The sequence below is a fragment of the Citrobacter sp. Cb028 genome (genome assembly GCF_030336705.1).
In the GTDB taxonomy this organism is placed as follows: Bacteria; Pseudomonadota; Gammaproteobacteria; order Enterobacterales; family Enterobacteriaceae; genus Citrobacter; species Citrobacter braakii.
Window position 1 is genome coordinate 184642 of record NZ_JAOWCZ010000028.1, and the last position, 24366, is coordinate 209007.

Annotated in this window: 22 protein-coding genes; 11 read left to right on the top strand and 11 right to left on the bottom strand. The window is 53.0% G+C overall.

Features of this window, described 5'->3' with window-relative positions:
• Nucleotides 1-8 precede the first annotated feature (8 nt).
• Nucleotides 9-779, bottom strand: a complete 771-nt coding sequence (locus OGV75_RS05715) for an electron transfer flavoprotein FixA (RefSeq protein ID WP_101700367.1) — start codon at nucleotides 777-779, stop codon at nucleotides 9-11.
• Between the two features lie 481 nt (nucleotides 780-1260).
• Here OGV75_RS05715 and caiT point away from each other — a divergent pair, with 481 nt between their 5' ends.
• From caiT to caiE, 6 genes are all read left to right on the top strand, one after another.
• Complete coding sequence (gene caiT / locus OGV75_RS05720) at nucleotides 1261-2778, top strand: L-carnitine/gamma-butyrobetaine antiporter (protein ID WP_047417243.1); 1518 nt, start codon at nucleotides 1261-1263, stop codon at nucleotides 2776-2778.
• 34 nt (nucleotides 2779-2812) lie between these two features.
• Entirely contained in the window at nucleotides 2813-3955 is a 1143-nt protein-coding gene (gene caiA, locus OGV75_RS05725) for a crotonobetainyl-CoA dehydrogenase (RefSeq protein ID WP_003018898.1), read from the top strand.
• A gap of 105 nt (nucleotides 3956-4060) precedes the next feature.
• Complete coding sequence (caiB, locus tag OGV75_RS05730; protein ID WP_019078349.1) at nucleotides 4061-5278, top strand: L-carnitine CoA-transferase; 1218 nt, start codon at nucleotides 4061-4063, stop codon at nucleotides 5276-5278.
• Between the two features lie 62 nt (nucleotides 5279-5340).
• Nucleotides 5341-6894: a crotonobetaine/carnitine-CoA ligase gene (gene caiC, locus OGV75_RS05735; protein ID WP_286480424.1), complete on the top strand. Its 1554-nt coding sequence runs from the start codon at nucleotides 5341-5343 to the stop codon at nucleotides 6892-6894.
• A gap of 54 nt (nucleotides 6895-6948) precedes the next feature.
• Nucleotides 6949-7734, top strand: coding sequence for a crotonobetainyl-CoA hydratase (gene caiD, locus OGV75_RS05740; protein ID WP_204566260.1), 786 nt, complete (start codon nucleotides 6949-6951; stop codon nucleotides 7732-7734).
• 60 nt (nucleotides 7735-7794) lie between these two features.
• Nucleotides 7795-8391: a carnitine operon protein CaiE gene (gene caiE / locus OGV75_RS05745; protein ID WP_095715620.1), complete on the top strand. Its 597-nt coding sequence runs from the start codon at nucleotides 7795-7797 to the stop codon at nucleotides 8389-8391.
• Nucleotides 8392-8433: 42 nt separating this feature from the next.
• Here caiE and caiF read toward each other — a convergent pair whose 3' ends face one another.
• From caiF to OGV75_RS05770, 5 genes are all read right to left on the bottom strand, one after another.
• Complete coding sequence (gene caiF, locus OGV75_RS05750; protein WP_286480426.1) at nucleotides 8434-8829, bottom strand: carnitine metabolism transcriptional regulator CaiF; 396 nt, start codon at nucleotides 8827-8829, stop codon at nucleotides 8434-8436.
• A gap of 273 nt (nucleotides 8830-9102) precedes the next feature.
• On the bottom strand, nucleotides 9103-12330 hold the full coding sequence (gene carB / locus OGV75_RS05755) for a carbamoyl-phosphate synthase large subunit (RefSeq protein WP_047498316.1): 3228 nt from the start codon (nucleotides 12328-12330) through the stop codon (nucleotides 9103-9105).
• 17 nt (nucleotides 12331-12347) lie between these two features.
• The gene (gene carA, locus OGV75_RS05760; RefSeq protein WP_095715619.1) at nucleotides 12348-13496 is read right to left on the bottom strand and encodes a glutamine-hydrolyzing carbamoyl-phosphate synthase small subunit; all 1149 of its coding nucleotides are present in this window, start codon (nucleotides 13494-13496) and stop codon (nucleotides 12348-12350) included.
• Between the two features lie 456 nt (nucleotides 13497-13952).
• Nucleotides 13953-14774: a 4-hydroxy-tetrahydrodipicolinate reductase gene (dapB, locus tag OGV75_RS05765; protein ID WP_016151648.1), complete on the bottom strand. Its 822-nt coding sequence runs from the start codon at nucleotides 14772-14774 to the stop codon at nucleotides 13953-13955.
• A 133-nt stretch (nucleotides 14775-14907) separates the two neighbouring features.
• Entirely contained in the window at nucleotides 14908-15915 is a 1008-nt protein-coding gene (locus OGV75_RS05770) for a LacI family DNA-binding transcriptional regulator (protein WP_016151647.1), read from the bottom strand.
• Nucleotides 15916-16102: 187 nt separating this feature from the next.
• On the opposite strand from OGV75_RS05770, the gene OGV75_RS05775 reads away from it, so the two are divergent.
• From OGV75_RS05775 to OGV75_RS05795, 5 genes are read left to right on the top strand one after another with little or no spacing between them, the layout of a single operon-like run.
• On the top strand, nucleotides 16103-17848 hold the full coding sequence (locus OGV75_RS05775; RefSeq protein WP_286480427.1) for a class I mannose-6-phosphate isomerase: 1746 nt from the start codon (nucleotides 16103-16105) through the stop codon (nucleotides 17846-17848).
• 4 nt (nucleotides 17849-17852) lie between these two features.
• Entirely contained in the window at nucleotides 17853-18281 is a 429-nt protein-coding gene (locus OGV75_RS05780) for a PTS sugar transporter subunit IIA (protein WP_286480428.1), read from the top strand.
• An 11-nt stretch (nucleotides 18282-18292) separates the two neighbouring features.
• Nucleotides 18293-18787, top strand: coding sequence for a PTS sugar transporter subunit IIB (locus tag OGV75_RS05785; protein ID WP_003837349.1), 495 nt, complete (start codon nucleotides 18293-18295; stop codon nucleotides 18785-18787).
• A gap of 10 nt (nucleotides 18788-18797) precedes the next feature.
• The gene (locus OGV75_RS05790; protein ID WP_016151644.1) at nucleotides 18798-19598 is read left to right on the top strand and encodes a PTS mannose/fructose/sorbose/N-acetylgalactosamine transporter subunit IIC; all 801 of its coding nucleotides are present in this window, start codon (nucleotides 18798-18800) and stop codon (nucleotides 19596-19598) included.
• The gene (locus OGV75_RS05795) at nucleotides 19598-20416 is read left to right on the top strand and encodes a PTS system mannose/fructose/sorbose family transporter subunit IID (protein ID WP_016151643.1); all 819 of its coding nucleotides are present in this window, start codon (nucleotides 19598-19600) and stop codon (nucleotides 20414-20416) included. Before OGV75_RS05790 ends, OGV75_RS05795 begins: the two co-directional genes overlap by 1 nt.
• A 41-nt stretch (nucleotides 20417-20457) precedes the next feature.
• Here the strand turns inward: OGV75_RS05795 and OGV75_RS05800 are convergent, their stop codons facing one another.
• The 5 genes from OGV75_RS05800 to fkpB all read right to left on the bottom strand — a co-directional run bounded on the left by OGV75_RS05800 (nucleotide 20458) and on the right by fkpB (nucleotide 24276).
• Complete coding sequence (locus OGV75_RS05800) at nucleotides 20458-21240, bottom strand: glucose-6-phosphate isomerase family protein (RefSeq protein ID WP_047414458.1); 783 nt, start codon at nucleotides 21238-21240, stop codon at nucleotides 20458-20460.
• Nucleotides 21233-21796: a glucose-6-phosphate isomerase family protein gene (locus OGV75_RS05805; protein ID WP_016151641.1), complete on the bottom strand. Its 564-nt coding sequence runs from the start codon at nucleotides 21794-21796 to the stop codon at nucleotides 21233-21235. The genes OGV75_RS05800 and OGV75_RS05805 overlap by 8 nt, the downstream gene beginning before the upstream one ends.
• Before the next feature lie 97 nt (nucleotides 21797-21893).
• Nucleotides 21894-22808: a ribonucleoside hydrolase RihC gene (gene rihC / locus OGV75_RS05810; protein ID WP_047358352.1), complete on the bottom strand. Its 915-nt coding sequence runs from the start codon at nucleotides 22806-22808 to the stop codon at nucleotides 21894-21896.
• Nucleotides 22809-22874: 66 nt separating this feature from the next.
• Complete coding sequence (gene ispH / locus OGV75_RS05815; protein WP_286480429.1) at nucleotides 22875-23825, bottom strand: 4-hydroxy-3-methylbut-2-enyl diphosphate reductase; 951 nt, start codon at nucleotides 23823-23825, stop codon at nucleotides 22875-22877.
• Between the two features lies 1 nt (nucleotide 23826).
• Nucleotides 23827-24276, bottom strand: a complete 450-nt coding sequence (fkpB, locus tag OGV75_RS05820; RefSeq protein WP_003018929.1) for an FKBP-type peptidyl-prolyl cis-trans isomerase — start codon at nucleotides 24274-24276, stop codon at nucleotides 23827-23829.
• Between the last annotated feature and the right edge of the window lie 90 nt (nucleotides 24277-24366).

The window sequence follows — 24366 nt, forward strand, 5'->3', positions numbered from 1 at the left end:
CCTGATAATTAAATGATTTTGCGAAGATTCTCGACAAACGCGGCAATCTGTTCTTCACCGTCACCTTCAATTACAACGCGCTGACGCTCGCGCTGCTTCGGTGCAGCAACGTGTTGTTCGGAATATGCCTGCGCGCTGTTCAGGCCAATGTCTGCCGGCGACCAGACCTGAACCGGTTTTTTCGCCGCGCCAAGAATGGCTTTCATGGAAGGGATTTGTGGGGTGTTGATGTCCGTTGAGACCGCGATCACCGCCGGAAGCGGAATGCTCAGAGTTTCGACTTCATCTTCCAGTTCACGCTCTACCGTCAAAGTGCTGTCGGTAAGAGAGAGGATTTTACTCACGCCGTTAATCGCCGGAATGTTCAGCGCTTCGCCCACCAGCAGACCAACCTGCTGAGCATAAAGATCGGAAGAACCGTCACCACAAATAAGCAGATCGAAACCTGCTTTTTGCGCGGCGGCAGCCAGCGCGCTGGCAGTTTGTTGCGGCAGCGCCTGCTCAAATTGCTCGTCAATAACAACAATCAGTTCATCTGGGCCACGGGAAAGCACATCTTTTCGCCCTTTTGCATTGGTCAGCGCTTTGCCGCCGACGCTCATGGCCACAACCAGGGCCTCTCCTGACTGTTGTTTCAACTGACAAGCCGCTTCGATCGCATTCAGATCATACTGGCTTATTTTGCCATCCGCTTTGCTGAAATCGAGTGAGCCATCAGCATTATTAATCGCAATATCCTGTTCATCAGGTACGCATTTGTAGCAAGTAATTATCTTCATTGCATCTCCAGAAATCATGAAGGAAACGTATTTATATCGGCAGTGTTAAATACAGATATCACGCTCTTTAATTCGGAAATAAAACCTTAATCACCAATATTGAAAATGTCACACATTGAAATTCGTAACTTTCAATAGTGTTATGCACCTCACCAATATTGAAAGAATCACGTCAAATATGAAAATTTTCAATATTGTCTGCGGGTTCAACAATATTGAACGCCAGTCACTTAAAAAAGTTAAAAAACCACAGCCAACAAATTGATTATAAACAAATAATATCAAATTTTTGAGCGAATTACTCAGCATAAAAAAGTGTGACGAAGATAACAGAACCACCCGATATGAATACTCATTATGGGTTACTCACTGAGGCGCTCCCAGAGGTTAAAAAGTTATCAACAAATCATTAATAATAAATAAACAAACGATCATGCACGGGCACGCTAAATAAGTTTCGTTTTCACACTGGAATTCACTTATGAAAAATGAAAAGAGAAAATCGGGAATTGAACCGAAGGTTTTTTTTCCGCCATTAATAATAGTTGGGATACTTTGTTGGCTAACTGTAAGAGATCTCGATGCCGCTAACGTCGTTATTAATGCGGTATTCAGTTATGTCACCAATGTCTGGGGCTGGGCATTTGAATGGTATATGGTCGTCATGCTCTTCGGCTGGTTCTGGTTGGTCTTTGGCCCGTATGCCAAAAAGAAATTAGGCGACGAAAAACCAGAGTTTAGTACCGCCAGCTGGATTTTTATGATGTTCGCTTCCTGTACATCCGCCGCGGTGCTGTTCTGGGGTTCCATCGAGATCTACTACTACATCTCCACCCCGCCGTTTGCTCTCGCGCCTAACTCTACGGCTGCGAAAGAGCTGGGCCTGGCGTACAGCCTGTTCCACTGGGGACCGTTGCCGTGGGCAACCTACAGTTTCCTTTCTGTGGCTTTCGCCTACTTCTTCTTTGTGCGCAAGATGGACGTCATCCGTCCCAGCTCCACGCTGGTACCGTTAGTGGGCGAGAAGCATGCGAAAGGGCTGTTCGGCACCATCGTCGATAACTTCTATCTGGTGGCGCTGATCTTCGCGATGGGTACCAGCCTCGGTCTGGCCACTCCGCTGGTAACCGAGTGCATGCAGTATCTGTTCGGTATTCCGCATACGCTGCAACTCGACGCAATCATCATTACCTGCTGGATCATATTGAACGCCATTTGCGTGGCCTGCGGCCTGCAAAAAGGGGTCAAGATCGCCAGCGACGTGCGTAGCTATCTGAGCTTCCTGATGCTGGGCTGGGTGTTTATCGTCAGCGGCGCCAGCTTCATCATGAACTACTTCACCGACTCCGTCGGCATGCTGTTGATGTATCTGCCGCGCATGCTGTTCTATACCGATGCCATCGGTAAAGGCGGCTTCCCACAGGGCTGGACCGTCTTCTACTGGGCGTGGTGGGTCATTTACGCCATCCAGATGAGTATCTTCCTGGCCCGTATTTCTCGTGGTCGTACCGTCCGTGAACTGTGCTTCGGGATGGTGCTGGGCCTGACCGCGTCGACCTGGATCCTGTGGACAGTCCTTGGCAGCAACACGCTGCTGCTGATGGATAAAAACGTTCTCAATATCCCGCAGCTGATTGAACAACACGGTGTGGCGCGCGCCATTATCGAAACCTGGGCTGCTCTACCGCTCAGCACCGCCACCATGTGGGGATTCTTCATCCTCTGCTTTATTGCCACCGTGACGCTGATTAACGCCTGCTCTTACACCCTGGCGATGTCCACCTGTCGTGAAGTCCGCGATGGTGAAGAACCGCCGCTGTTAGTGCGTATCGGCTGGTCCGTTCTGGTCGGCATCATCGGTATCGTTCTGCTGGCGCTGGGTGGGCTGAAGCCGATTCAGACCGCGATTATCGCCGGAGGATGTCCGCTGTTCTTCGTCAACATCATGGTGACGCTGTCCTTTATTAAAGACGCCAAAGTGCACTGGAAAGACAAGTAATTCTTATTAACCCAATTGATCAAGAGGCTGAAAGATGGATTTCAACTTAAATGACGAGCAGGAGCTGTTTGTCGCCGGTATTCGTGAACTGATGGCCAGTGAGAACTGGGAAGCTTATTTTGCCGAGTGCGATCGCGACAGCGTCTACCCTGAGCGTTTTGTAAAAGCGCTGGCGGATATGGGCATTGATAGCCTGTTGATTCCTGAAGAACACGGTGGTCTGGAAGCGGGTTTTGTTACCGTCGCTGCAGTCTGGATGGAACTCGGACGCCTGGGCGCACCAACCTATGTGCTGTACCAGTTACCGGGCGGTTTTAACACGTTCCTGCGTGAAGGGACTCAGGAACAAATCGATAAAATCATGGCGTTCCAGGGAACCGGTAAGCAGATGTGGAACTCTGCCATCACCGAACCGGGAGCGGGATCGGATGTTGGCAGCCTGAAAACCACTTATACACGTAAAAATGGTAAGGTTTATCTTAATGGCAGTAAGTGCTTTATCACCAGTAGCGCCTATACCCCGTACATCGTGGTTATGGCGAGAGATGGTGCATCGCCGGATAAACCTGTTTACACCGAGTGGTTCGTTGACATGAGCAAAGCGGGTATCAAGGTCAACAAGCTGGAGAAACTCGGTCTGCGCATGGATAGCTGCTGTGAAATCACCTTTGACGACGTTGAACTGGACGAGAAAGACATGTTCGGTCGGGAAGGTAATGGTTTCAACCGCGTGAAAGAAGAGTTCGATCATGAACGTTTCCTCGTCGCGCTGACCAACTACGGTACGGCAATGTGCGCTTTTGAAGACGCCGCGCGCTACGCCAATCAGCGCGTGCAGTTTGGCGAAACGATCGGCCGCTTCCAGCTGATTCAGGAGAAGTTCGCGCATATGGCGATCAAACTAAATTCCATGAAAAACATGCTGCTTGAAGCGGCATGGAAAGCGGATAACGGCACCATTACTTCGGGCGATGCAGCAATGTGCAAATACTTCTGCGCCAACGCTGCGTTTGAAGTGGTCGATACCGCCATGCAGGTGCTGGGCGGTGTAGGTATCGCGGGTAACCATCGCATCACGCGTTTCTGGCGCGATCTGCGCGTTGACCGTGTTTCTGGTGGCTCTGATGAAATGCAGATCCTGACGTTGGGTCGTGCGGTACTCAAGCAATACCGCTAATTCAGCACGATTCGTAGGCCGGATAAGGCGTTTACGCCGCCATCCGGCAACATGCCCGGTGGCGCTGCGCCTACCGGGCCTACAAAAAATGCCAGGAGCAAAATTATGAATCATTTACCAATGCCAACCTTTGGCCCACTTGCCGGGGTACGCGTGGTTTTTTCAGGGATCGAAATTGCCGGCCCGTTCGCCGGACAGATGTTCGCCGAATGGGGTGCTGAGGTTATCTGGATTGAAAACGTCGCATGGGCCGATACCATCCGCGTGCAACCTAACTATCCACAGCTCTCACGCCGCAACCTGCACGCCCTGTCGCTGAATATTTTCAAAGATGAAGGCCGGGAAGCGTTTCTGAAGCTCATGGAAACCACCGATATTTTCATTGAAGCCAGTAAAGGCCCCGCCTTTGCTCGCCGCGGTATTACCGATGACGTGCTGTGGGAACATAACCCGAAACTGGTTATCGCCCACCTTTCCGGCTTCGGCCAGTTTGGTACCGAGGAGTACACCAATCTTCCGGCATATAACACCATCGCGCAGGCGTTCAGCGGCTATTTGATCCAAAACGGTGATGTTGATCAGCCGATGCCGGCCTTCCCGTACACCGCCGATTATTTCTCCGGGATGACCGCGACGACAGCAGCGCTGGCTGCCCTGCACAAAGTACGCGAAACGGGTAAGGGTGAAAGCATTGATATCGCCATGTACGAAGTGATGCTGCGCATGGGTCAGTACTTCATGATGGACTACTTCAACGGCGGCGAAATTTGTCCACGCATGACCAAAGGCAAAGACCCGTATTACGCTGGCTGCGGTCTCTATAAATGCGCCGATGGCTATATCGTCATGGAGCTGGTCGGCATCACGCAAATCAACGAGTGCTTCAAGGATATTGGCCTCGCCCACATTCTTGGCACACCGGAAGTCCCGGAAGGCACTCAGCTTATCCATCGCGTGGAATGCCCTTACGGCCCGCTCGTGGAAGAGAAACTGGATGCCTGGCTGGCAACGCACACCATCGCCGAAGTCCAGGCGCGCTTTGCTGAGCTGAATATCGCCTGCGCGAAGGTACTGACCATTCCTGAACTGGAAGGCAACCCGCAGTACGTTGCCCGTGAATCCATTACTCAGTGGCAAACGATGGACGGCCGCACCTGCAAAGGGCCGAACATCATGCCGAAATTTAAAAACAACCCAGGGAAAATCTGGCGTGGCATGCCGTCACACGGCATGGATACCGCCGCCATTCTGAAAAACATTGGTTATAGCGAAGCAGACATAAATGAGCTGGTCGGCAAAGGCCTGGCCAGAGTTGAGGAATAAACGCGACGCGCTGACCCGCTGGTTGGTTAGCGCTCACGCCTGATTTCAGTGGATAAAGCATTATGGATATCGTTGGCGGACAAAACTTACGTCAGATGTGGGACGACCTGGCCGGGGTGTACGGAGATAAAACGGCGTTAATTTTCGAATCCTGCGAAGGAATCGTTCGGCAGTATAGCTATGCCTCGCTCAATGAAGAGATAAACCGCACGGCGAACCTTTTCCATTCCTTAGGGATCCGCAAGGGCGACAAGGTCGCATTGCATCTGGATAACTGTCCGGAATTTATCTTTTGCTGGTTTGGACTGGCAAAAATTGGCGCCATTATGGTGCCGATTAATGCCCGCTTGCTGGGCGAAGAGAGCGCCTGGATCCTGCAAAACAGCCAGGTGAGCCTGCTGGTCACCAGTGCCGAGTTTTATCCTATGTACCGCCAGATACGGCTGGAAAATACCACTCCGCTTAATCATATCTGTCTGATTGGCGAGCAGCTTCCGGTTGACGACGGCGTGAGCCACTTTACCCAACTACAAGCCCACCAGTCGACTAATCTGTGCTATACGCCTGCGTTATCCACTGACGATACGGCGGAAATTCTGTTTACCTCAGGCACCACCTCGCGGCCTAAAGGGGTGGTGATTACCCACTACAACCTGCGCTTTGCGGGCTACTACACCTCCTGGCAAATCGCTCTGCGCGATGATGACGTCTATATGACGGTGATGCCCGCTTTCCATATAGACTGTCAGTGTACGGCTGCCATGGCTGCCTTCTCCGCAGGCAGCACCTTTGTGCTGGTGGAGAAGTACAGCGCCAGGGCGTTCTGGGATCAGGTGCGTAGATATCAGGCGACGGTCACCGAATGCATCCCGATGATGATCAGAACGCTGATGGTCCAACCCGCAGCCCCAACGGACAGACAGCATCACCTGCGCGAAGTGATGTTCTATCTCAATTTATCCGAACAGGAAAAAGATGCCTTTATCGACCGCTTTGGCGTCAGACTGCTGACCTCCTACGGCATGACCGAAACCATCGTGGGCATTATTGGCGATCGCCCTGGAGACAAACGGCGCTGGCCCTCTATTGGTCGCGTGGGTTTTAGCTATGAAGCCGAAATCCGTGACGATCACAACCGTCCCCTGCCCGCCGGAGAAATTGGCGAAATCTGCATTAAAGGCGTGCCGGGAAAAACAATCTTCAAAGAGTACTACGCGCAACCCGACGCTACTGCCAAAGCGCTGGAACCTGAAGGGTGGTTACATACCGGTGATTCGGGTTACCAGGATGCGGACGGTTTTTTTTATTTCGTCGACAGACGCTGCAACATGATTAAACGCGGTGGGGAAAATGTCTCCTGCGTCGAGCTGGAAAATATTATTTCTGCGCATCCGAAAATTCAGGACATTGTGATTGTCGGTATTAAAGACTCGATCCGTGATGAAGCCATTAAAGCTTTTGTCGTCCTTAATGAGGGTGAAACATTAAGCGAAGCTGAGTTCTTCAGCTTCTGCGAAAACAATATGGCGAAATTCAAGGTTCCTTCTTTTATGGAGATAAGAACCGACCTGCCGCGCAATTGTTCAGGAAAAATAATCAAAAAAAATCTGAAATAACCCTTCCGGTCGGAATTCCTCCGGCCGGGAAACCTAATTATCTGGAGATGAACTATGAGTGAATCATTACATCTGACCCGTAACGGCCAGATCCTGGAAATTACCCTTGACCGGCCTAAAGCCAATGCCATTGACGCTAAAACCAGCTTTGCAATGGGGGAAGCTTTTCTTAATTTTCGTGATGACCCGGAATTACGCGTAGCAATTATCACCGGCGGCGGAGAGAAATTCTTTTCTGCGGGCTGGGACTTAAAAGCGGCGGCCGAAGGTGAAGCGCCAGATGCCGATTTTGGCCCAGGCGGCTTCGCTGGTTTAACCGAAATTTTCGACCTCGATAAGCCGGTCATCGCCGCGGTAAACGGCTACGCGTTTGGCGGCGGTTTTGAGCTGGCGCTGGCGGCGGATTTTATCGTCTGTGCGGAAAATGCCAGCTTCGCGCTGCCGGAAGCAAAACTCGGGATCGTGCCTGACAGCGGCGGCGTACTGCGTCTACCTAAACTGCTGCCACCAGCAATCGTCAACGAAATGGTGATGACCGGCAGACGAATGAGCGCCGAAGAAGCACTGCGCTGGGGCATCGTCAACCGCGTTGTCAGCCAGAGCGAACTGATGGATAGCGCGCGCGAACTGGCGCAGCAGCTGGTAAATAGCGCCCCGCTGGCTATCGCCGCGCTGAAAGAGATTTACCGTGCGACCAGCGAAATGCCGGTGGAAGAAGGCTACCGGTACATCCGCAGCGGTGTGCTGAAGCACTATCCATCGGTGCTGCACTCGGAAGATGCGCTCGAAGGACCACAGGCATTTGCAGAAAAACGCGATCCTGTATGGAAAGGTCGTTAATGTGCCTATGCCGGATAAGGTATTTACGCCGCAATCCGGCAATAAAACCGAGATAAGACAATGAGCTATTACGCCTTTGAGGGCCTGATTCCGGTGGTACATCCGGATGCCTATGTCCATCCCAGCGCTGTGCTGATTGGCGATGTCATTGTGGGGGCCGGGGTTTATATTGGTCCACACGCCTCATTGCGCGGTGACTATGGTCGCCTGATTCTGGAAGCCGGTTCTAACCTGCAGGATAGCTGCATCATGCACGGCTACTGCGACACCGACACTATCGTGCATGAGAATGGACACATCGGCCATGGCGCGATCCTGCACGGCTGCGTGGTGGGCAGAGATGCACTGATTGGCATGAACAGCGTGATTATGGACGGTGCGGTGATTGGCGAAGAGAGCATTGTCGCTGCCATGAGCTTTGTCAAAGCCGGATTTCAGGGTGAGGCAAGGCAGATGCTGGTTGGTTCACCGGTTCGCGTACTGCGTGAAGTCACGGACCAGGAGCTGCACTGGAAACGGCTGAACACCAAAGAGTATCAGGACCTTGCAATCCGCTGCCAAACAGGACTACACGAAACCTTGCCATTAACGCAGGTCGAAAAAAATCGGCCGCGCCTGAAAGGCACGACGGACGTAAAGCCAAAATCAGCACGGTAATTTATGCCGGAGAAGCGCTCACGCCGATCCGGCAAATCACCATTATCGACGCATGCTCTTGGAGAGCATCATCTGCCATTTCTGCTCACGGTTAAGCTCTGTTGGGGGAACCGCTGGCAGTCGCGGCGTTTTCGCCACCCTCACCTTTTTTTCCTGCAAATTGTGATTCAAGCGTCTGTAGAGATGAGAATCAATACTGATGACTTTCACCAAACGCTGGCACTGGCAGCCGCGGCCTGCAATTTGATTAGGGATCATCTTAACTTCACAAACAATTTCTCCCACTTCCGACAGAATATAAGAGAGCGTATTAATTGCTTTGCAGTGTTCAATATCAAAATGGCGGGAAATTTCCTTTGCTGTGATCCAACGATCTTCAGCCATCATCCAGTCAGCAATTAACAAATAAAGCGGTCTTTCAACATATTTTTCACACATAAGCACACCATTTCACAAATTAAAAATCTGGCTACGGCCTGTCCAAATTAATAAAAACTAAGCCATATTAAAATTGTGGATATAATGGATAGTATGCGACTTGAATGTTGATTAGTGTGAGCAACATCGTGCTTATTACATTGAAAATGTGGTTATGAAAGCGCGGTTGGCCAGGAATGACCTTATGAGAGATAAAAAAAGGGTTTCTTTACAGAAACCCTTTCCCAATTATATTGCAGGCCCGGTTAGCGCAATTATCACCGGGCCTTTTTTTTATGACTTTTTGATCTGCGCGTGCATTTCCTGAACCGAGGTCACCTTCTCGGTAGCATCGGCATTCAGTGCCATCGCCGTTGCGAAACCACCGTTCAGGGTGGTGTCATAATGCACTTTGTACTGCAGTGCGCTGCGGCGAATCAGCTTGGAGTCTTCAATCGCCTGACGGCCTTCGGTAGTGTTGATGATGTAAGTGTACTCGCCATTCTTGATACGGTCCTGAATGTGCGGACGGCCTTCATGCACCTTGTTCACCAGACGTGGATTGATACCGGCTTCGCCCAGCACAATCGCGGTGCCGTGCGTCGCATCCAACTCGAAACCAAACTTCAGCAGCTTCGCCGCCAGGTCAACCACGCGCTCTTTATCGCCTTCGCGAACGGAGAGCAGTGCACGACCCTGTTTTTTCATGGTGGAGCTGCTGCCGAGCTGTGCCTTGGCGAACGCTTCCGCGAAGGTACGGCCCACGCCCATCACCTCACCAGTAGAGCGCATTTCTGGCCCTAATAGCGGATCAACGCCCGGGAACTTGTTGAACGGCAGCACCACTTCTTTTACCGAGTAGTACGGCGGGATAACTTCTTTGGTGACGCCCTGCTGTGCCAGCGTTTTCCCGGCCATCACGCGCGCTGCAACTTTCGCCAGCGGTACGCCCGTTGCCTTGGAGACGAACGGAACGGTACGCGCCGCACGCGGGTTCACTTCAATCAGGTAAACTTCGTTATTCTTCACCGCAAACTGGACGTTCATCAGACCGCGAACCTGCAGTTCGAAGGCCAGTTTCTGCACCTGCTGGCGCATCACATCCTGAATTTCCTGGCTCAGGGTATACGCAGGCAGAGAACATGCGGAGTCACCGGAGTGCACGCCCGCCTGTTCGATGTGCTCCATGATACCGCCAATCAGCACCATTTCGCCGTCGCAGATGGCGTCCACGTCCACTTCTACCGCGTCATCAAGGAAACGGTCCAGCAGTACCGGCGCATCGTTAGAAACGCTGACCGCGGTCTGGAAGTAGCGACGCAGGTCGGCTTCGTCGTAGACGATTTCCATCGCGCGGCCGCCGAGAACGTAGGACGGACGCACCACCAGCGGGTAACCAATCTCTTTCGCCTTCTCAACCGCCATTTCAATGGCGGTCACGGTGGCGTTCGCCGGTTGTTTCAGCTTCAGACGGTCAACCGCCTGCTGGAAGCGTTCACGGTCTTCCGCACGGTCGATAGCATCCGGGCTGGTGCCGATAACCGGCACGCCTGCCGCTTCCAGCGCGCGCGCCAGCTTCAGCGGAGTCTGGCCGCCGTACTGCACGATAACGCCTTTCGGCTTCTCGATGCGCACGATTTCCAGCACGTCTTCCAGCGTTACCGGCTCGAAGTACAGACGGTCGGAGGTATCGTAGTCGGTAGAAACGGTTTCTGGGTTACAGTTGACCATGATGGTCTCGTAACCGTCTTCGCGCAGCGCCAGCGAGGCGTGTACGCAGCAGTAGTCGAATTCAATGCCCTGACCGATACGGTTTGGACCACCGCCCAGCACCATAATCTTGTCACGATCCTGAGTTGGATTCGCTTCGCACTCGTCTTCATAAGTGGAGTACATGTAAGCGGTGTCGGTGGCAAATTCTGCCGCGCAGGTATCCACGCGCTTGTAGACCGGGTGCAGGTTATATTGGTCACGCAGCTTGCGGATTTCCGCTTCGCGTACGCCGGCCAGTTTCGCCAGACGCGCATCGGCGAAACCTTTGCGCTTCAGTACGCGCAAGAAGTCAGCGTCGAGGCCGTTGATGCCAAGGTCTGTGACTTTTTCTTCCAGGCGCACCAGTTCTTCAATCTGCACCAGGAACCAGCGGTCGATGTTGGTCAGGTTGAACACGCCATCGACGGACAGGCCAGCACGGAAAGCATCGGCGATGTACCAGATACGCTCGGCGCCTGCGTCTTTCAGCTCGCGGCGGATTTTGGTCAGCGCTTCCGGGTCATCCAGACTTACTTTCGGGTCGAAGCCGGTCGCGCCCACTTCCAGACCGCGCAGCGCTTTTTGCAGAGACTCCTGCTGGGTGCGGCCAATCGCCATCACTTCACCGACAGATTTCATCTGGGTGGTCAGACGGTCGTTAGCGCCAACAAATTTCTCGAAGTTGAAGCGTGGAATTTTCGTCACAACGTAGTCGATGGACGGCTCAAACGAAGCCGGAGTCCGCCCGCCGGTGATGTCGTTCATCAGTTCGTCGAGGGTGTAACCTACCGCCAGCTTGGCTGCGACTTTAGCAATCGGGAAGCCGGTTGCTTTGGACGCCAGCGCCGAGGAGCGGGAGACGCGCGGGTTCATCTCGATAACAATCAGACGGCCGTTTTTCGGGTTTACCGCAAACTGGACGTTAGAACCACCGGTTTCAACGCCGATTTCACGCAGTACCGCCATCGAGGCGTTACGCATAATTTGATATTCTTTGTCGGTCAGCGTCTGGGCTGGCGCAACGGTGATGGAGTCACCGGTATGGATGCCCATCGCGTCGAAGTTTTCGATGGAGCAGACGATGATGCAGTTGTCGTTTTTATCACGCACCACTTCCATCTCGTACTCTTTCCAGCCAATCAGCGATTCATCAATCAGCAGTTCGTTGGTTGGGGAAAGATCCAGACCGCGTTCGCAAATTTCTTCAAACTCTTCGCGGTTGTAGGCGATACCGCCGCCGGTGCCACCCATGGTGAAAGACGGACGGATAATGCACGGGAAGCCGACGTCAGCGGCAACCGCCAGCGCTTCTTCCATGGTGTGAGCGATGCCTGAACGTGCGGTATCAAGACCGATTTTTTTCATCGCGATGTCGAAGCGACGACGGTCTTCCGCTTTATCAATAGCATCCGCCGTCGCGCCAATCATGGTCACACCGAACTCAGCCAGTACGCCCTGACGTTCCAGCTCCAGCGCACAGTTCAGCGCCGTCTGACCGCCCATGGTTGGCAGCACCGCATCCGGGCGCTCTTTCTCAATGATTTTGCGTACCACTTCCCAGTGAATCGGCTCGATGTAGGTGGCATCGGCCATTTCCGGGTCGGTCATGATGGTCGCCGGGTTGGAGTTCACCAGAATAACGCGGTAACCCTCTTCACGCAGGGCTTTACACGCCTGCGCGCCGGAATAGTCAAACTCACACGCCTGACCGATAACGATCGGACCCGCGCCCAGAATCAGGATACTTTTTATGTCTGTACGTTTTGGCATGGCTCTTTTACTCCTGATTATTTCGCGGACTGACGGTATTGCTCAATTAACTCGATAAAGTGGTCGAACAGCGGCGCAGCGTCGTGTGGACCCGGGCTTGCTTCAGGGTGCCCCTGGAAGCTGAACGCCGGTTTGTCGGTACGATGAATCCCCTGCAGGGTGCCGTCGAACAGCGACTTGTGGGTCACGCGCAGGTTGGCAGGCATGGAGGCCTCATCGACCGCAAAACCGTGGTTCTGAGCGGTGATCATCACGGTGTTGTTATCAATATCTTTTACCGGATGGTTGCCGCCGTGGTGGCCGAACTTCATCTTAATGGTCTTCGCACCGCTTGCCAGCGCCAGCAGCTGATGGCCGAGGCAGATGCCAAATACCGGAATATCGGTTTCGAGGAATTTCTGAATCGCGGTAATCGCGTAGTCGCACGGCGCCGGATCGCCAGGGCCGTTGGACAGGAAGATACCGTCCGGATTCATCTTCAGCACATCTTCAGCAGAGGTTTTCGCCGGCACAACCGTCAGGCGGCAGCCGCGATCCGCTAACATACGCAGAATGTTACGTTTAGCGCCGAAATCGTAGGCCACTACGTGGAACGGCAGTTCATCGGCGGATTTAGCTTCCGGCAGGTCACCGGCCAGAGTCCAGCTACCTTGCGTCCAGCTATAAGGCTCCGCGGTGGTCACTTCTTTCGCCAGATCCATGCCGTTCAGACCCGGGAAGGCTTTCGCTTTTTCCAGCGCCAGCGCCGCATCCGGGTTATCACCCGCGATAATGCAGCCGTTCTGTGCGCCCTTTTCACGCAGCAAACGCGTCAGCTTACGGGTATCGATATCGGCAATTGCCACAATATTATTGCGTTTGAGGTAAGAAGAGAGGTCTTCGGTATCGCGGAAGTTGCTGGCAATCAGCGGCAGGTCGCGGATGACCAGGCCTTGCGCATGTACTTGAGAAGATTCTGCATCGGCTTCATTGGTGCCGACATTACCGATATGAGGATAAGTAAGAGTGACGATTTGGCGGGAATAGGAAGGATCAGTGAGGATTTCTTGATAACCGGTCATTGAAGTATTGAAAACGACTTCCCCAACCGCCGAACCTGTTGCCCCTATGGCCCGACCGTGAAACTGGGTTCCGTCTTCCAGAACCAATAGCGCTGACTTAATCAAAACACCCTCCAGAGAATATTCACTCACTTTATTTGCATATTAATTCATTAACACCTCATGAATCAATGCAAATTTGCTTACCTATGGATTTCTGGCAAACGGCGGCATTCTAGAGATAGCCCACGTAAAAGTCTACCCAAAAGGGCATTTTTTATTATTATTTTACGCCACTGGGATAAAACACACGATTTAACAGGCAAAAAGATCAGCTAACTTGGGGTGGAAAACGCTTGCGGAAGATAAAGAGTGTAAAAACAGGAAGCGCGATTGATAAAAGTGGACCATTTGGTCAAAATTTACATTGAAATAACAAAATAACCCTGCAAAACACCAACAAACAGGCCATTAAATAAAAAATCAAATTAAAAAGCGAAAAAATAAAAGGGCAATAAAATATTGCCCTATGTAATCAAATAGTTATGATTACAATAACCACATCACGAAGGGTAATAAAAGTTATAAGCTGCGTAAATCAAGCACATCTTTCATATCAAAAAGACCGTTTGACTTTGATTTCAGCCAAATTGCCGATCGTACTGCGCCATTGGCAAAGGTCATGCGGCTGGAGGCTTTATGCGTGATCTCAATGCGCTCGCCAATATCGGCAAACATCGCGGTATGCTCACCAACGATATCTCCCGCCCGCACCGTGGCAAAACCGATCGTACCGGGTACGCGCTCACCGGTGTAACCTTCACGCGAATAGACGGCACACTCTTTTAAATCTTTATCCAGCGCCCCGGCAATCGCCTCCCCCATCGCCAGCGCAGTGCCTGACGGCGCATCCACTTTATGACGGTGATGGGCTTCAATAATCTCAATATCGGTGTAATCACCCATCACTTTCGCCGCCTTCTCCAGCAGCTTAAGCATGACGTTAACGCCAACGCTAAAGTTCGCGGCGAAAACGATAGCAATGTCCTGCGCAGCATCACGAATAGCCTGTTTGCCCGCGTCATCAAAACCGGTGGTGCCAATCACCATCCCTTTACCGTGCTGGCGGCAAAACGCCAGATGCGCCAGCGTGCCTTCCGGGCGAGTAAAATCGATGAAAACATCAAAATCATCTTTCACCGCCTCAAGACTACTTTGCACGGTAACGCCCGTTTTACCGGCTCCCGCTAATTCTCCGGCATCGCTTCCCAGCAAAGAAGAACCTTCGCGCTCCAGCGCCGCGCCGAGCTGTACGCCATCCATGCCAAGAGTGGCCTGAATCAACTGACGCCCCATGCGCCCTCCGGCTCCCGCGATGGCAACGCGGATTTGTGCATCATGCATAGCTATTCTCTTTTGTTAATTTTACGTAAATCGTTTTCAGATTAACCAGCACATCGCTGCGCCGCCAGCCGAAAACGTCGATAATTAGAATTTAATGATAAACAGGGAGAGATATCAGTAAAAGGCATGACGATCAGCGAAAACCACATGATTCTCTGACCACCAGCGCAGGTGGCAGAATAATGCGTTTCGGAGGTTCGTCATTTCCCTGAATGCGACTATAAAGTAGCTCCCCAGCCTTGCGACCTATCTCTTTTGCGGCCACCGACACGGTGGTGAGCGCAGGTTGTACCAGCGCCGCTTCGGTGATGTCATCGAACCCCACCAGCGCAAAATCGCGCCCTGGTTCACGCCCCATTTTACGTAATGCCTGCATAACCCCAAGCGCCACAATATCCTGATAACAAACGGCGGCGGTAATTTCCGGGAACCGCATAAGAAGCGACTCTGCCACTTTTGCGCCGTCAATCTGGCTGGCCTGCGTCGCCACTATCCATTGCGGATTCGGCGATATTCCCTGCTCCAGCAACGTGCTGGTGAATCCACCGATACGCTGTGCCCGGCTCCCGGAACTTGGGCTACCACCGATAAACGCAATATTCTTATGCCCCATTTTGACTAAATGGGTGGTGGCCATTTGCGTACCGAGAAAGTTATCGGTTCCCACAAAATCAAAATCAGGATCGCTAAGAGGGCGAACCACCATGATGGCGGGAATATTGCGCCTTTTCAGCGCCTCGAAGAAGGAGGTCGGTGTTTCGCGCGCCGCGCAGAGCACCATGCCGCAGGCATTATTGCGCATCAACGAGTCGACAAATTTTTGCTGCCGCTCCCCTGACTCTTCACTGTTTGCCAGAAACAGAAGCAGGTCATGCCGCTCCATCTCATGGCTTAGCCCTGCAGTCATCTCACCGTAAAAAGGGTTAGTGATATCGTGTAACAACAATCCGACCTGATTACTGCTCCGGTTACGCAGGTTGGCGGCGGTTTGATTATAAACATAGCCGGCATCGTCCAGCGCTTTGAGCACCCTGTCACGTGTGGCCTGAGAAATGCGCCCCCGGTTACGCAACACCATTGAAACGGTTGCCGTGGAGACTCCCGCGCGTTCAGCAACCTGCGCCAGCGTGACTGTAGTCATGATCTCTCCTGTTTATTTCAAAGGTTAATCGAATAACCGAAACATTGCCTTTTTACGTGTGATTCACATCACGCTAACGTGCTTTTTACCGCACTGGATTCTGATTATGGCGGGTTAATCGCGTTAACCACACTATGAAAATAAGGTTAATCGATTAATCTTAAATAAGCCAACACGGAGACAGAATATGCGTACAACCTATAATAAATTCCCTGAGGTTAACGTTCAGGGCTATGACAACCAGGCCTGGCAGGGTTGGTCGTCGATTCATTCAGTGCTTAACACCAGGGTTTCTACCGCCGCCAAAACCGTATTGATCGTGGATTGCTATCCGGGCGTGCGGCTAGACGAGCTGGAGCAACAGCTCGTTACGACATTAGATACCGCACTGGTGCTGAATATTGAATCCGCCCGCCGCGATGAGCAGGCCCTGCATGATTTACTGGCGCGTAACCTTACCGACGATCGCGTATTCGGCGTTCTCTCCTGTCATCACCTGGATGAATTTTTTGATAGCGACAAACTCAGCCAACTCCGCCAACAGATTGATGCCGTTACCGCAGGGCTGGTTGTGGTGTACGGCTCGGGCGCTGCGTTGGCACACCCTAGTGACGTACTGGTTTATGCCGATCTTCCGCGCTGGGAAATTCAACAGCGTATGCGTCATAACGGGCTGGGTAACTGGGGTGCAGAAAACCAGGATGAAGATATTCTTCGTCGTTACAAACGTGCTTTTTTCATTGAATGGCGGGTATTCGACAAACATAAAACGCCGTTACTCAAACGCGCCGATTATTTGCTCGATACCACGGTAGAAAATAGTCCCGCGATGGTCAGCGGGAACGCGTTACGCGCCGGTCTGCAACAAACCACCGAACAACCGTTTCGCGTTGCCCCTTTCTTTGACCCAGGCGTCTGGGGCGGGCAATGGATGAAACAACGCTTCGATCTCGATCCCTCAGCTCCCAATTACGCGTGGTGTTTTGATTGCGTGCCCGAGGAAAACAGCCTGTTACTGCGTTTTGGCAACGTGCGGATCGAGATCCCCTCTCAGGATCTGGTGCTGACCTGTCCCCGCCCCCTGCTGGGTGAAAAAGTTCACGCGCGCTTTGGCGCGGAATTCCCGATCCGTTTTGACTTCCTCGACACTATTGGCGGCCAGAATTTGAGTTTTCAGGTTCATCCGCTCACTGAGTACATTCAACAGCAGTTTGGTATGCACTATACCCAGGATGAGAGCTATTACATTCTCGAAGCCGAGCCGGACGCCGTGGTGTATCTCGGGACCAAAACCGGGATCGCACCGCAGGATATGCTCGACGACCTCCGGGCCGCGGGTCGTGGCGAAAAAACCTTTGATGATGAACGATTCGTTAACCAGATCCCTGCACATAAACACGATCACTTCCTGATCCCTGCCGGAACCGTACACTGCTCGGGTGCAGGAACCATGGTGCTGGAGATCAGCGCAACGCCCTATATCTTCACCTTCAAGCTGTGGGATTGGGGCCGCTTAGGGTTAGACGGCTTACCGCGTCCGGTGCATCTGGATCACGGTAAGCAGGTTATTGACTGGCAGCGCGACACGCAATGGGTGCACGACAACCTCGTCAACCGTATTGAACCCCTTGCTGAAGGGGAGGGTTGGCGGGAAGAAAGAACCGGAATGCACGAACGCGAATTTATCGAAACGCGTCGCCATTGGTTTACGGCACCGGTCACTCACCATACCCATGGCGGCGTCAACGTCCTGAACCTAGTCGAAGGAGCGCAGGCCGTTGTTGAAAGCCCGAGCGGTGCGTTTCCCCCGTTTGTCGTCAACTATGCAGAGACCTTTATCATCCCTGCCGCCGTCGGAGAATATCGTATTTCGCCGTTTGGCAAAGGCGTCGGTCAACAGCTCGCCACGATTAAAGCCTGGGTTAGAGGATAAGCGCATGATTAACGTAATTGTTGCCACCCATGGTCCCCTGGCGGACGCGCTTCTCGCCAGCGGTCGTATGGTTTATGGAGAATTACCGCATGTTTACCCCGTCACGCTGAGTGAACAGGCAGGTATCGAAGGGTTTAAAGCGACATTCTCTCAGGTTCTCACCAGTGCCGGAAAAGACACTGACGGCGTACTGGTGCTGTGTGACATGCAAAGCGGTACGCCGTGGAATGTCGCCTGCCATCATGCTTTTTCTTCACAAACGGTTCCTCCCGTTGCCGTCGTAGCGGGGGTCAATTTCCCGATGCTGTTACAAAGCGAGGAGATTTGCCATTTAACGGATGTTCACGCCGCAGCCGTCGAGCTGTTGGCGCTGACGATACCCACGCTGATTAAAGCCGCCCCGGTTTTATCCGTTCAGTCCGACGATTTTTAAAGGAAACCACTATGAGTATTTCTTTTGTACGTATCGATGACCGCGTAATCCATGGGCAGCTCGTGACACGTTGGGCCAAAGAGCTGCCCTGTGATGGGATCGTCGCTATAGACGACGCCGTCGCGGCCGACCCTTTGCTCTCTTCGGTGATGAAAGGCGCCGTACAGGACACCAAAGTTTGGTTGTTTGATACGGCCACCGCGATTGAAAAATTGCCAAAAGTCATTGCCAGCGAGAAACGTTATTTCGTCATTGGCAAATCACCCGTCACGCTCAAACGCATTGAAGAAGCAGGTATCAGCCTGAAAAATGCCAACGGCAAGATTAATGTGGGTCCGATGAGCGCGCGTGCTGATACCACCACCATCGGCCCGAATCAGTCGGTCAACGGGGATGAAATTGCCGCCTTTGACTGGCTGACGCAACATGGACATCTGGTTGAGTTTCGCCTGGTTCCTGATGCCAGTTGCTACAGCTGGCAGGACGCACGTCAGAAGCTGAAATAAGGAGCGCACGATGATTATCGAAGCTACGTTGATTGGCATACTTTGCTATCTCGGCGCCCTCAGCAGTCCCTGGCTTCTGGGACTGACCGGCGGCTGGTATCTGATCACCCGCCCGCTGATTTCCGGAATGCTGGTCGGGATTATTCTCGGCGACATTAAAACCGGGATCATGATTGGCGTCGCGGTTCAGGCGGTATATATCGCGATGGTAACGCCTGGCGGTTCGATGCCGGCCGATCTCAACTTTGTCGCTTACCCCGCAATCGCTTTAGGGATCCTTTCAGGAAAAGGCCCCGAGGTCGCGGTCGCGCTGGCTGCGACCATCGGTATCGCTGGAACCATTTTGTTTAACGCGATGATGGTACTGAACTCTTTCTGGAATCACCGGGCAGATGTGGCGCTGGAACGGGGCGACGAACGCGGTATTTACCTGAACAGCGCCATCTGGCCACAGGTGACAAACTTTGTCCTGCGTTTTGTGCCAACTTTTATTGCGGTTTACTTCGGCGCGCAATACATCAGCGGTTTTATGGACAGCTTGCCGAAAATAGTTCTGTCAACGATGAACGTACTGGGCGGCATTTTACCCGCCGTCGGGATCGCGATTTTGCTAAAGCAGATCATCAAAAACTACACCATGCTGATCTACTTCCTCGTCGGTTTTGTCTGCATCGTATTTTTAAAACTCAACATGGTCGCGCTGGTGATCGTCGGTTCGCTGTTGGCGTTGATCCATTACAACTACAAACCGGAACCGCCGCAGGCCGCGAATGCAAAGTCGGTAGCCGATGATGATGAGGATGAATTCTGATGGAAGAACGTACACTTACGCGTAAAGATCTTCGCCGCTGCTGGCGCGCATGGATGATGCACAACTTGTCATCGATGAGTTTTGAACGTCTGGAATCTTTTGGCTTTTGTCTGAGTATGCTTCCGGTGGCGAAAAAGCTCTATCCCGACGCAGCCCAACGTACTGAAATGCTGCGCCGTCATGCCTCGTTCTATAATACGGAACCCCAGATAGGCGCGATCGTAAACGGCATGGTGCTGGGGCTGGAGGAGAAAAAAGCGAACGGTGAACCGATCGATGGGGAGACCATCAATACCCTGAAGGTTGGCCTGATGGGCCCTATTGCCGGGATCGGCGATTCAATGATCCCTGGCATGCTGATCCCTATCCTGCTCAGCATCGGCATGGCCCTGGCGGCCGGCGGTAACATTCTCGGGCCGCTGTTTTATACCGTTGCCTGGCTGGCCATCATCATTCCCGGCTCGTGGTTCTTGTTCCTGAAAGGCTACAAAATGGGTTCTGGCTCGGTGGAAATGCTGGTGAGCAGCAAGTCTGCCCGTCTGCGTGAAGCGTTATCGCTGCTGGGTGTGTTTGTCATGGGGGGCGTGGCGGCCAGCTACGTTAAGCTTGGCACCGGGCTGGAGTTTATTACCAAAGATGGGGTGAATATCCATGTTCAACAGATGCTGGACGGTATCTTCCCACAGTTACTGCCGCTGATTGTGGTGCTTGGTACCTGGTATCTGATGGCCAAGCGCGGTGTATCACCAGTGAAAGCGATGATTTTACTGTTGATACTGGCCGCCCTCGGCGTCGCCACGGGCCTGTTTGCGGGATAACACACAGAAAACGGTACAACCGGGGCTATGCCCCGGTTTTTTTATGGATGAAAGTTTTGCCATAGCTCGGGGTGCTTGTCCGGGCGTGAGATAAATTGGAAACGCGCCGGGTCCTCGATGAATTGCTGATAAACAGGTGCGGAGGTAATCGAGAATTCCGTATATTGTCTGGGCGTAACGGCCTGCAGTCGTCCAGGGATGTAACGCGGATTATGCTGCCAGATAACGTTGTTGCCCTGCAGCAGCGGATACCATGCCAGTCCTTTATGCGCACGCACGGCGTCGTACTCAAAACCATATTCACGATCGCACCACGCGCCAAAGGTTAACGGTACATCCGGGTCTGCGGATATAGTCGCATGCCCCCAACCGGGTGGTACCAACACTTTCTCACCGGGTCCGGCAATTACAGCAAAACAGCGGCCTGGGTCGTCCTCAACATATTCCTGCATATAAATGATCGCTTTTCCCTGCCAGATTTCATAAAGCTCCGGCGGAGACCAGCCGCTGTGCTGACTAATACGATGAATATGTCCCTGACTACGCACCGGCTCTTCTCCCAGCCGTCCCGCCGCATAGGTCACCACGCCAAACAACAGCATCCGCTTTTTCAACTCTTCGCGATCCTGCATTCGCGCCACATCCATCGCTATGGCATACACCTCTTGCGGCCCTTCACAGTGCGGATCGCGCAGCGAGGCGCGAATCTGGTCAAGTTGACGAATCTCCGGCATCGGCCCGGTAACCTCATCCCCATAGCTAAAACCAAGCGGATGATGATGAACCGTCATATCCAGGCCGTAAGAATGCGCTAAGTCACCCATTCTGTACCTCCTTCGCCTGAACCGTCTTATTTTCCTCAAAGACCCTTATTCTGAAGCCGCTGGCGAGCGCTGCATAATCATGACCCGCAATCCCTGGCCATACGGCGAGCGCCGACAGAACCTCTTCCCCGGTGTTGATTAACCGATGCGCGGTAAAGCCGGGGATAATGTGGACAGATCCCGCGAACACTTTTTCCAGCCTCGCGTCGCCCTGCTCAGTTTGCAACAGCAGCAAACCGGTGCCACGCAGACCAAAATAGACTTCCCCCTGTTCGCGGCGCGCATGGAAATGCCCGCGGGTCATAAAATACTCACAGCCGACCCGGCCAGGGTAAAGATGGGTAACACCGGTGTAGAGTTCACCTTCAGCGGGAGAGGTATCCAGCATCTCGACGTCATACACGACCTGCTCGCCAGCCAGCTGTTGACGGGCGTGTTCATCGGCAAAAACGTCTGGAAGATCCTCAATACGGGTGGATTTACGCAATAACAGGCCATCAGCTAAAGCGCCGCTTGCCCACGCCACCTGCGGTGGCTGGATAAAAGAAAGGTTCATATGTGTCTCCGGCCCGAGGAGAACAACAGGATCAGAATAGCAGATTAATCGATTAACCTGCTATCGCTATCTGCATATTGCGGGCCGGATCACAGCCTCAAGGTGCCAGCGTCAGTACCTCTGCCACCCACTGCTGGAACCCCTCAACGTCCAGCCCCAGCGCGACCAGGGCATTTGCCGGATGCCCTAAACGCCCTTCAATGTCCACCACCGTCGTACCCGAGGTATATTCACCCTGGGTTTCAACCGCCACGAAGCACGGCTGCAGGGTAAACAGTTCCGGGCGCACCAGCCAGGCAATAGCGCACAGGTCGTGCATTCGTAGCCCCGTATTCATACTGCCGCTACGGTAATGGCTAAACAGCGCGTGCAGCATTTTTCCCGTCTGGTTAAGCTGCGGCAACGTCGCCAGATAGTCAGGGGTGAGCATGGCCTGATTAGTGACATCCAGCCCACACATCACAATCTCCAGCCCGCTCTGGAAGACTTTTGCGGCGGCCTCGGGATCAATAGCAATATTAAACTCCGCGTTTGGCGTGAAGTTCCCGCGCCCGGCAGAACCGCCCATAATCACCAGACGGTGAATGTTGAATATGCATTCAGGATAATGAGTCAGCAGCAGCGCAATGTTGGTCAGGGGGCCAATTGCCACCAGCGTCACAGGCTGCGGGGCATGCATCAACGCATCGCGAATGGCCTGGAAGGCAGGTTTTGCCATCACCTGGCGGTCATGTTCGACAAATTCATACCCTTCCATACCTGATTCACCGTGTACGGAAGCGGCATCTCGTAGCGGTCTCACCAGCGGCATCGATGCCCCCTGCGCCAGTGGAATATCCGCATTCCAGAAGTGCAGCAGTTGCAATGCATTACGGGTGGTTTTTTCCACCGACACATTACCTGCTACCGTGGTCATCAGTTGCAGATCCAGCTCAGGGGCAAACAGCGCGGCGGCAATAGCGGCAGCATCATCAATGCCGGGATCGGTATCAAGAATGATCGGTAAGCGCATGGTTTCTCCATAAAAAAATGCCAGACGTTAAGTCTGGCATCTTCTCATAATCGTAACCGGAAAGACTTACTCTACTTCACGAACATCCACACGCAGCTCTTTCGGTACTTCGAAAACGATGTTTTCTTCACGCCCTGCCAGCGGAATAGCTTCCCCACCGCCAAGCTCCTGCAGGCGAGCAATCACGTTTTGCACCAGGATATCAGGCGCCGAGGCACCGGCCGTCACGCCCACGCACCTGGCTTCTTTCACCCACGCTTCCTGGATATCGGTCGCATCGTCAATCAGATACGCCGCTTTCCCCATTCGTTGGGCCAGTTCAGCCAGACGGTTGGAGTTAGAAGAGTTTTTCGAGCCGACCACCAGCACAACATCGGCCTGCTCCGCCAGCGCACGGACCGCTTCCTGACGGTTGGTCGTGGCATAACAGATATCGTCTTTGCGCGGCCCGACAATTTTCGGGAAACGGCTTCGTAACGCGTCAATGACGTCAGAGGTGTCATCAACGGAGAGAGTGGTCTGCGTCATGAAGGACAATTTGCCTTCATTTTTTACATTCAGTTTCAGCACATCTTCAGGTGATTCGACCAGATACATTCCCCCCTGCAGGTTACTGTACTGGCCCATCGTGCCTTCAACTTCCGGATGCCCGGCGTGACCAATTAAAATTGACTCTTCACCGCGACGGCTGGCGCGGGCAACTTCCATATGCACTTTCGTTACCAGCGGGCAGGTCGCATCAAAAACCGTGAGGTCGCGGCCTTTGGCTTCGTTACGCACCGCCTGAGACACGCCATGAGCGGAGAAAATCAGGATCGCGCCATCCGGTACTTCGCTGATTTGCTCAATAAAAATAGCGCCGCGCTCGCGCAGGCTATCCACCACATAGCGGTTATGCACCACTTCATGACGGACATAAATCGGTGCGCCGTAAATAGCCAGCGCGTTTTCCACAATGCTGATAGCGCGGTCTACGCCAGCGCAAAAACCGCGCGGGTTGGCCAACAGGATCTGCATTTTACGCCTCCAGTGCCGGTTCGACTTCCAGCACTTCAATATCAAAATGAACGGTATGCCCGGCCAGCGGATGGTTGAAATCAACCGTGATCGAGTCACCATTGATTTCGCGGATCACACCAGGCATCTCACTGCCGTCCATTGCGGTAAAGAGCATGATAGCGCCAATTTCTGGCTCGCCCGCGTCCATAAATTCCCGACGCGAGAAATACTGAATTAAGTCCGGGCTGGACACGCCGAAGGCGGCATCCGGCTCCAGAGCAAAAGTGGTTTTATCACCTTCTTTTAACCCCAGCAGGTGTTGTTCCAGTCCTTCAGACAGAGAACCGTCGCCCAGGCGAAACAGCGCAGGCTTGCCGTTATTGCGGGTTGACTCTGCGGTGGAGCCATCGTCGAGCTTAAGGGTGAAGTGCACCAGCACCGCACTGTTACTCTGTACTGATTTAGACATGCAGGTTGCTCTTTAAAATTGCTGCCGCCTGTTTGCCCGATAGCGCTACGCTTACCGGGCCCACAAGAATCGCAGTATATTGTAAGCCGG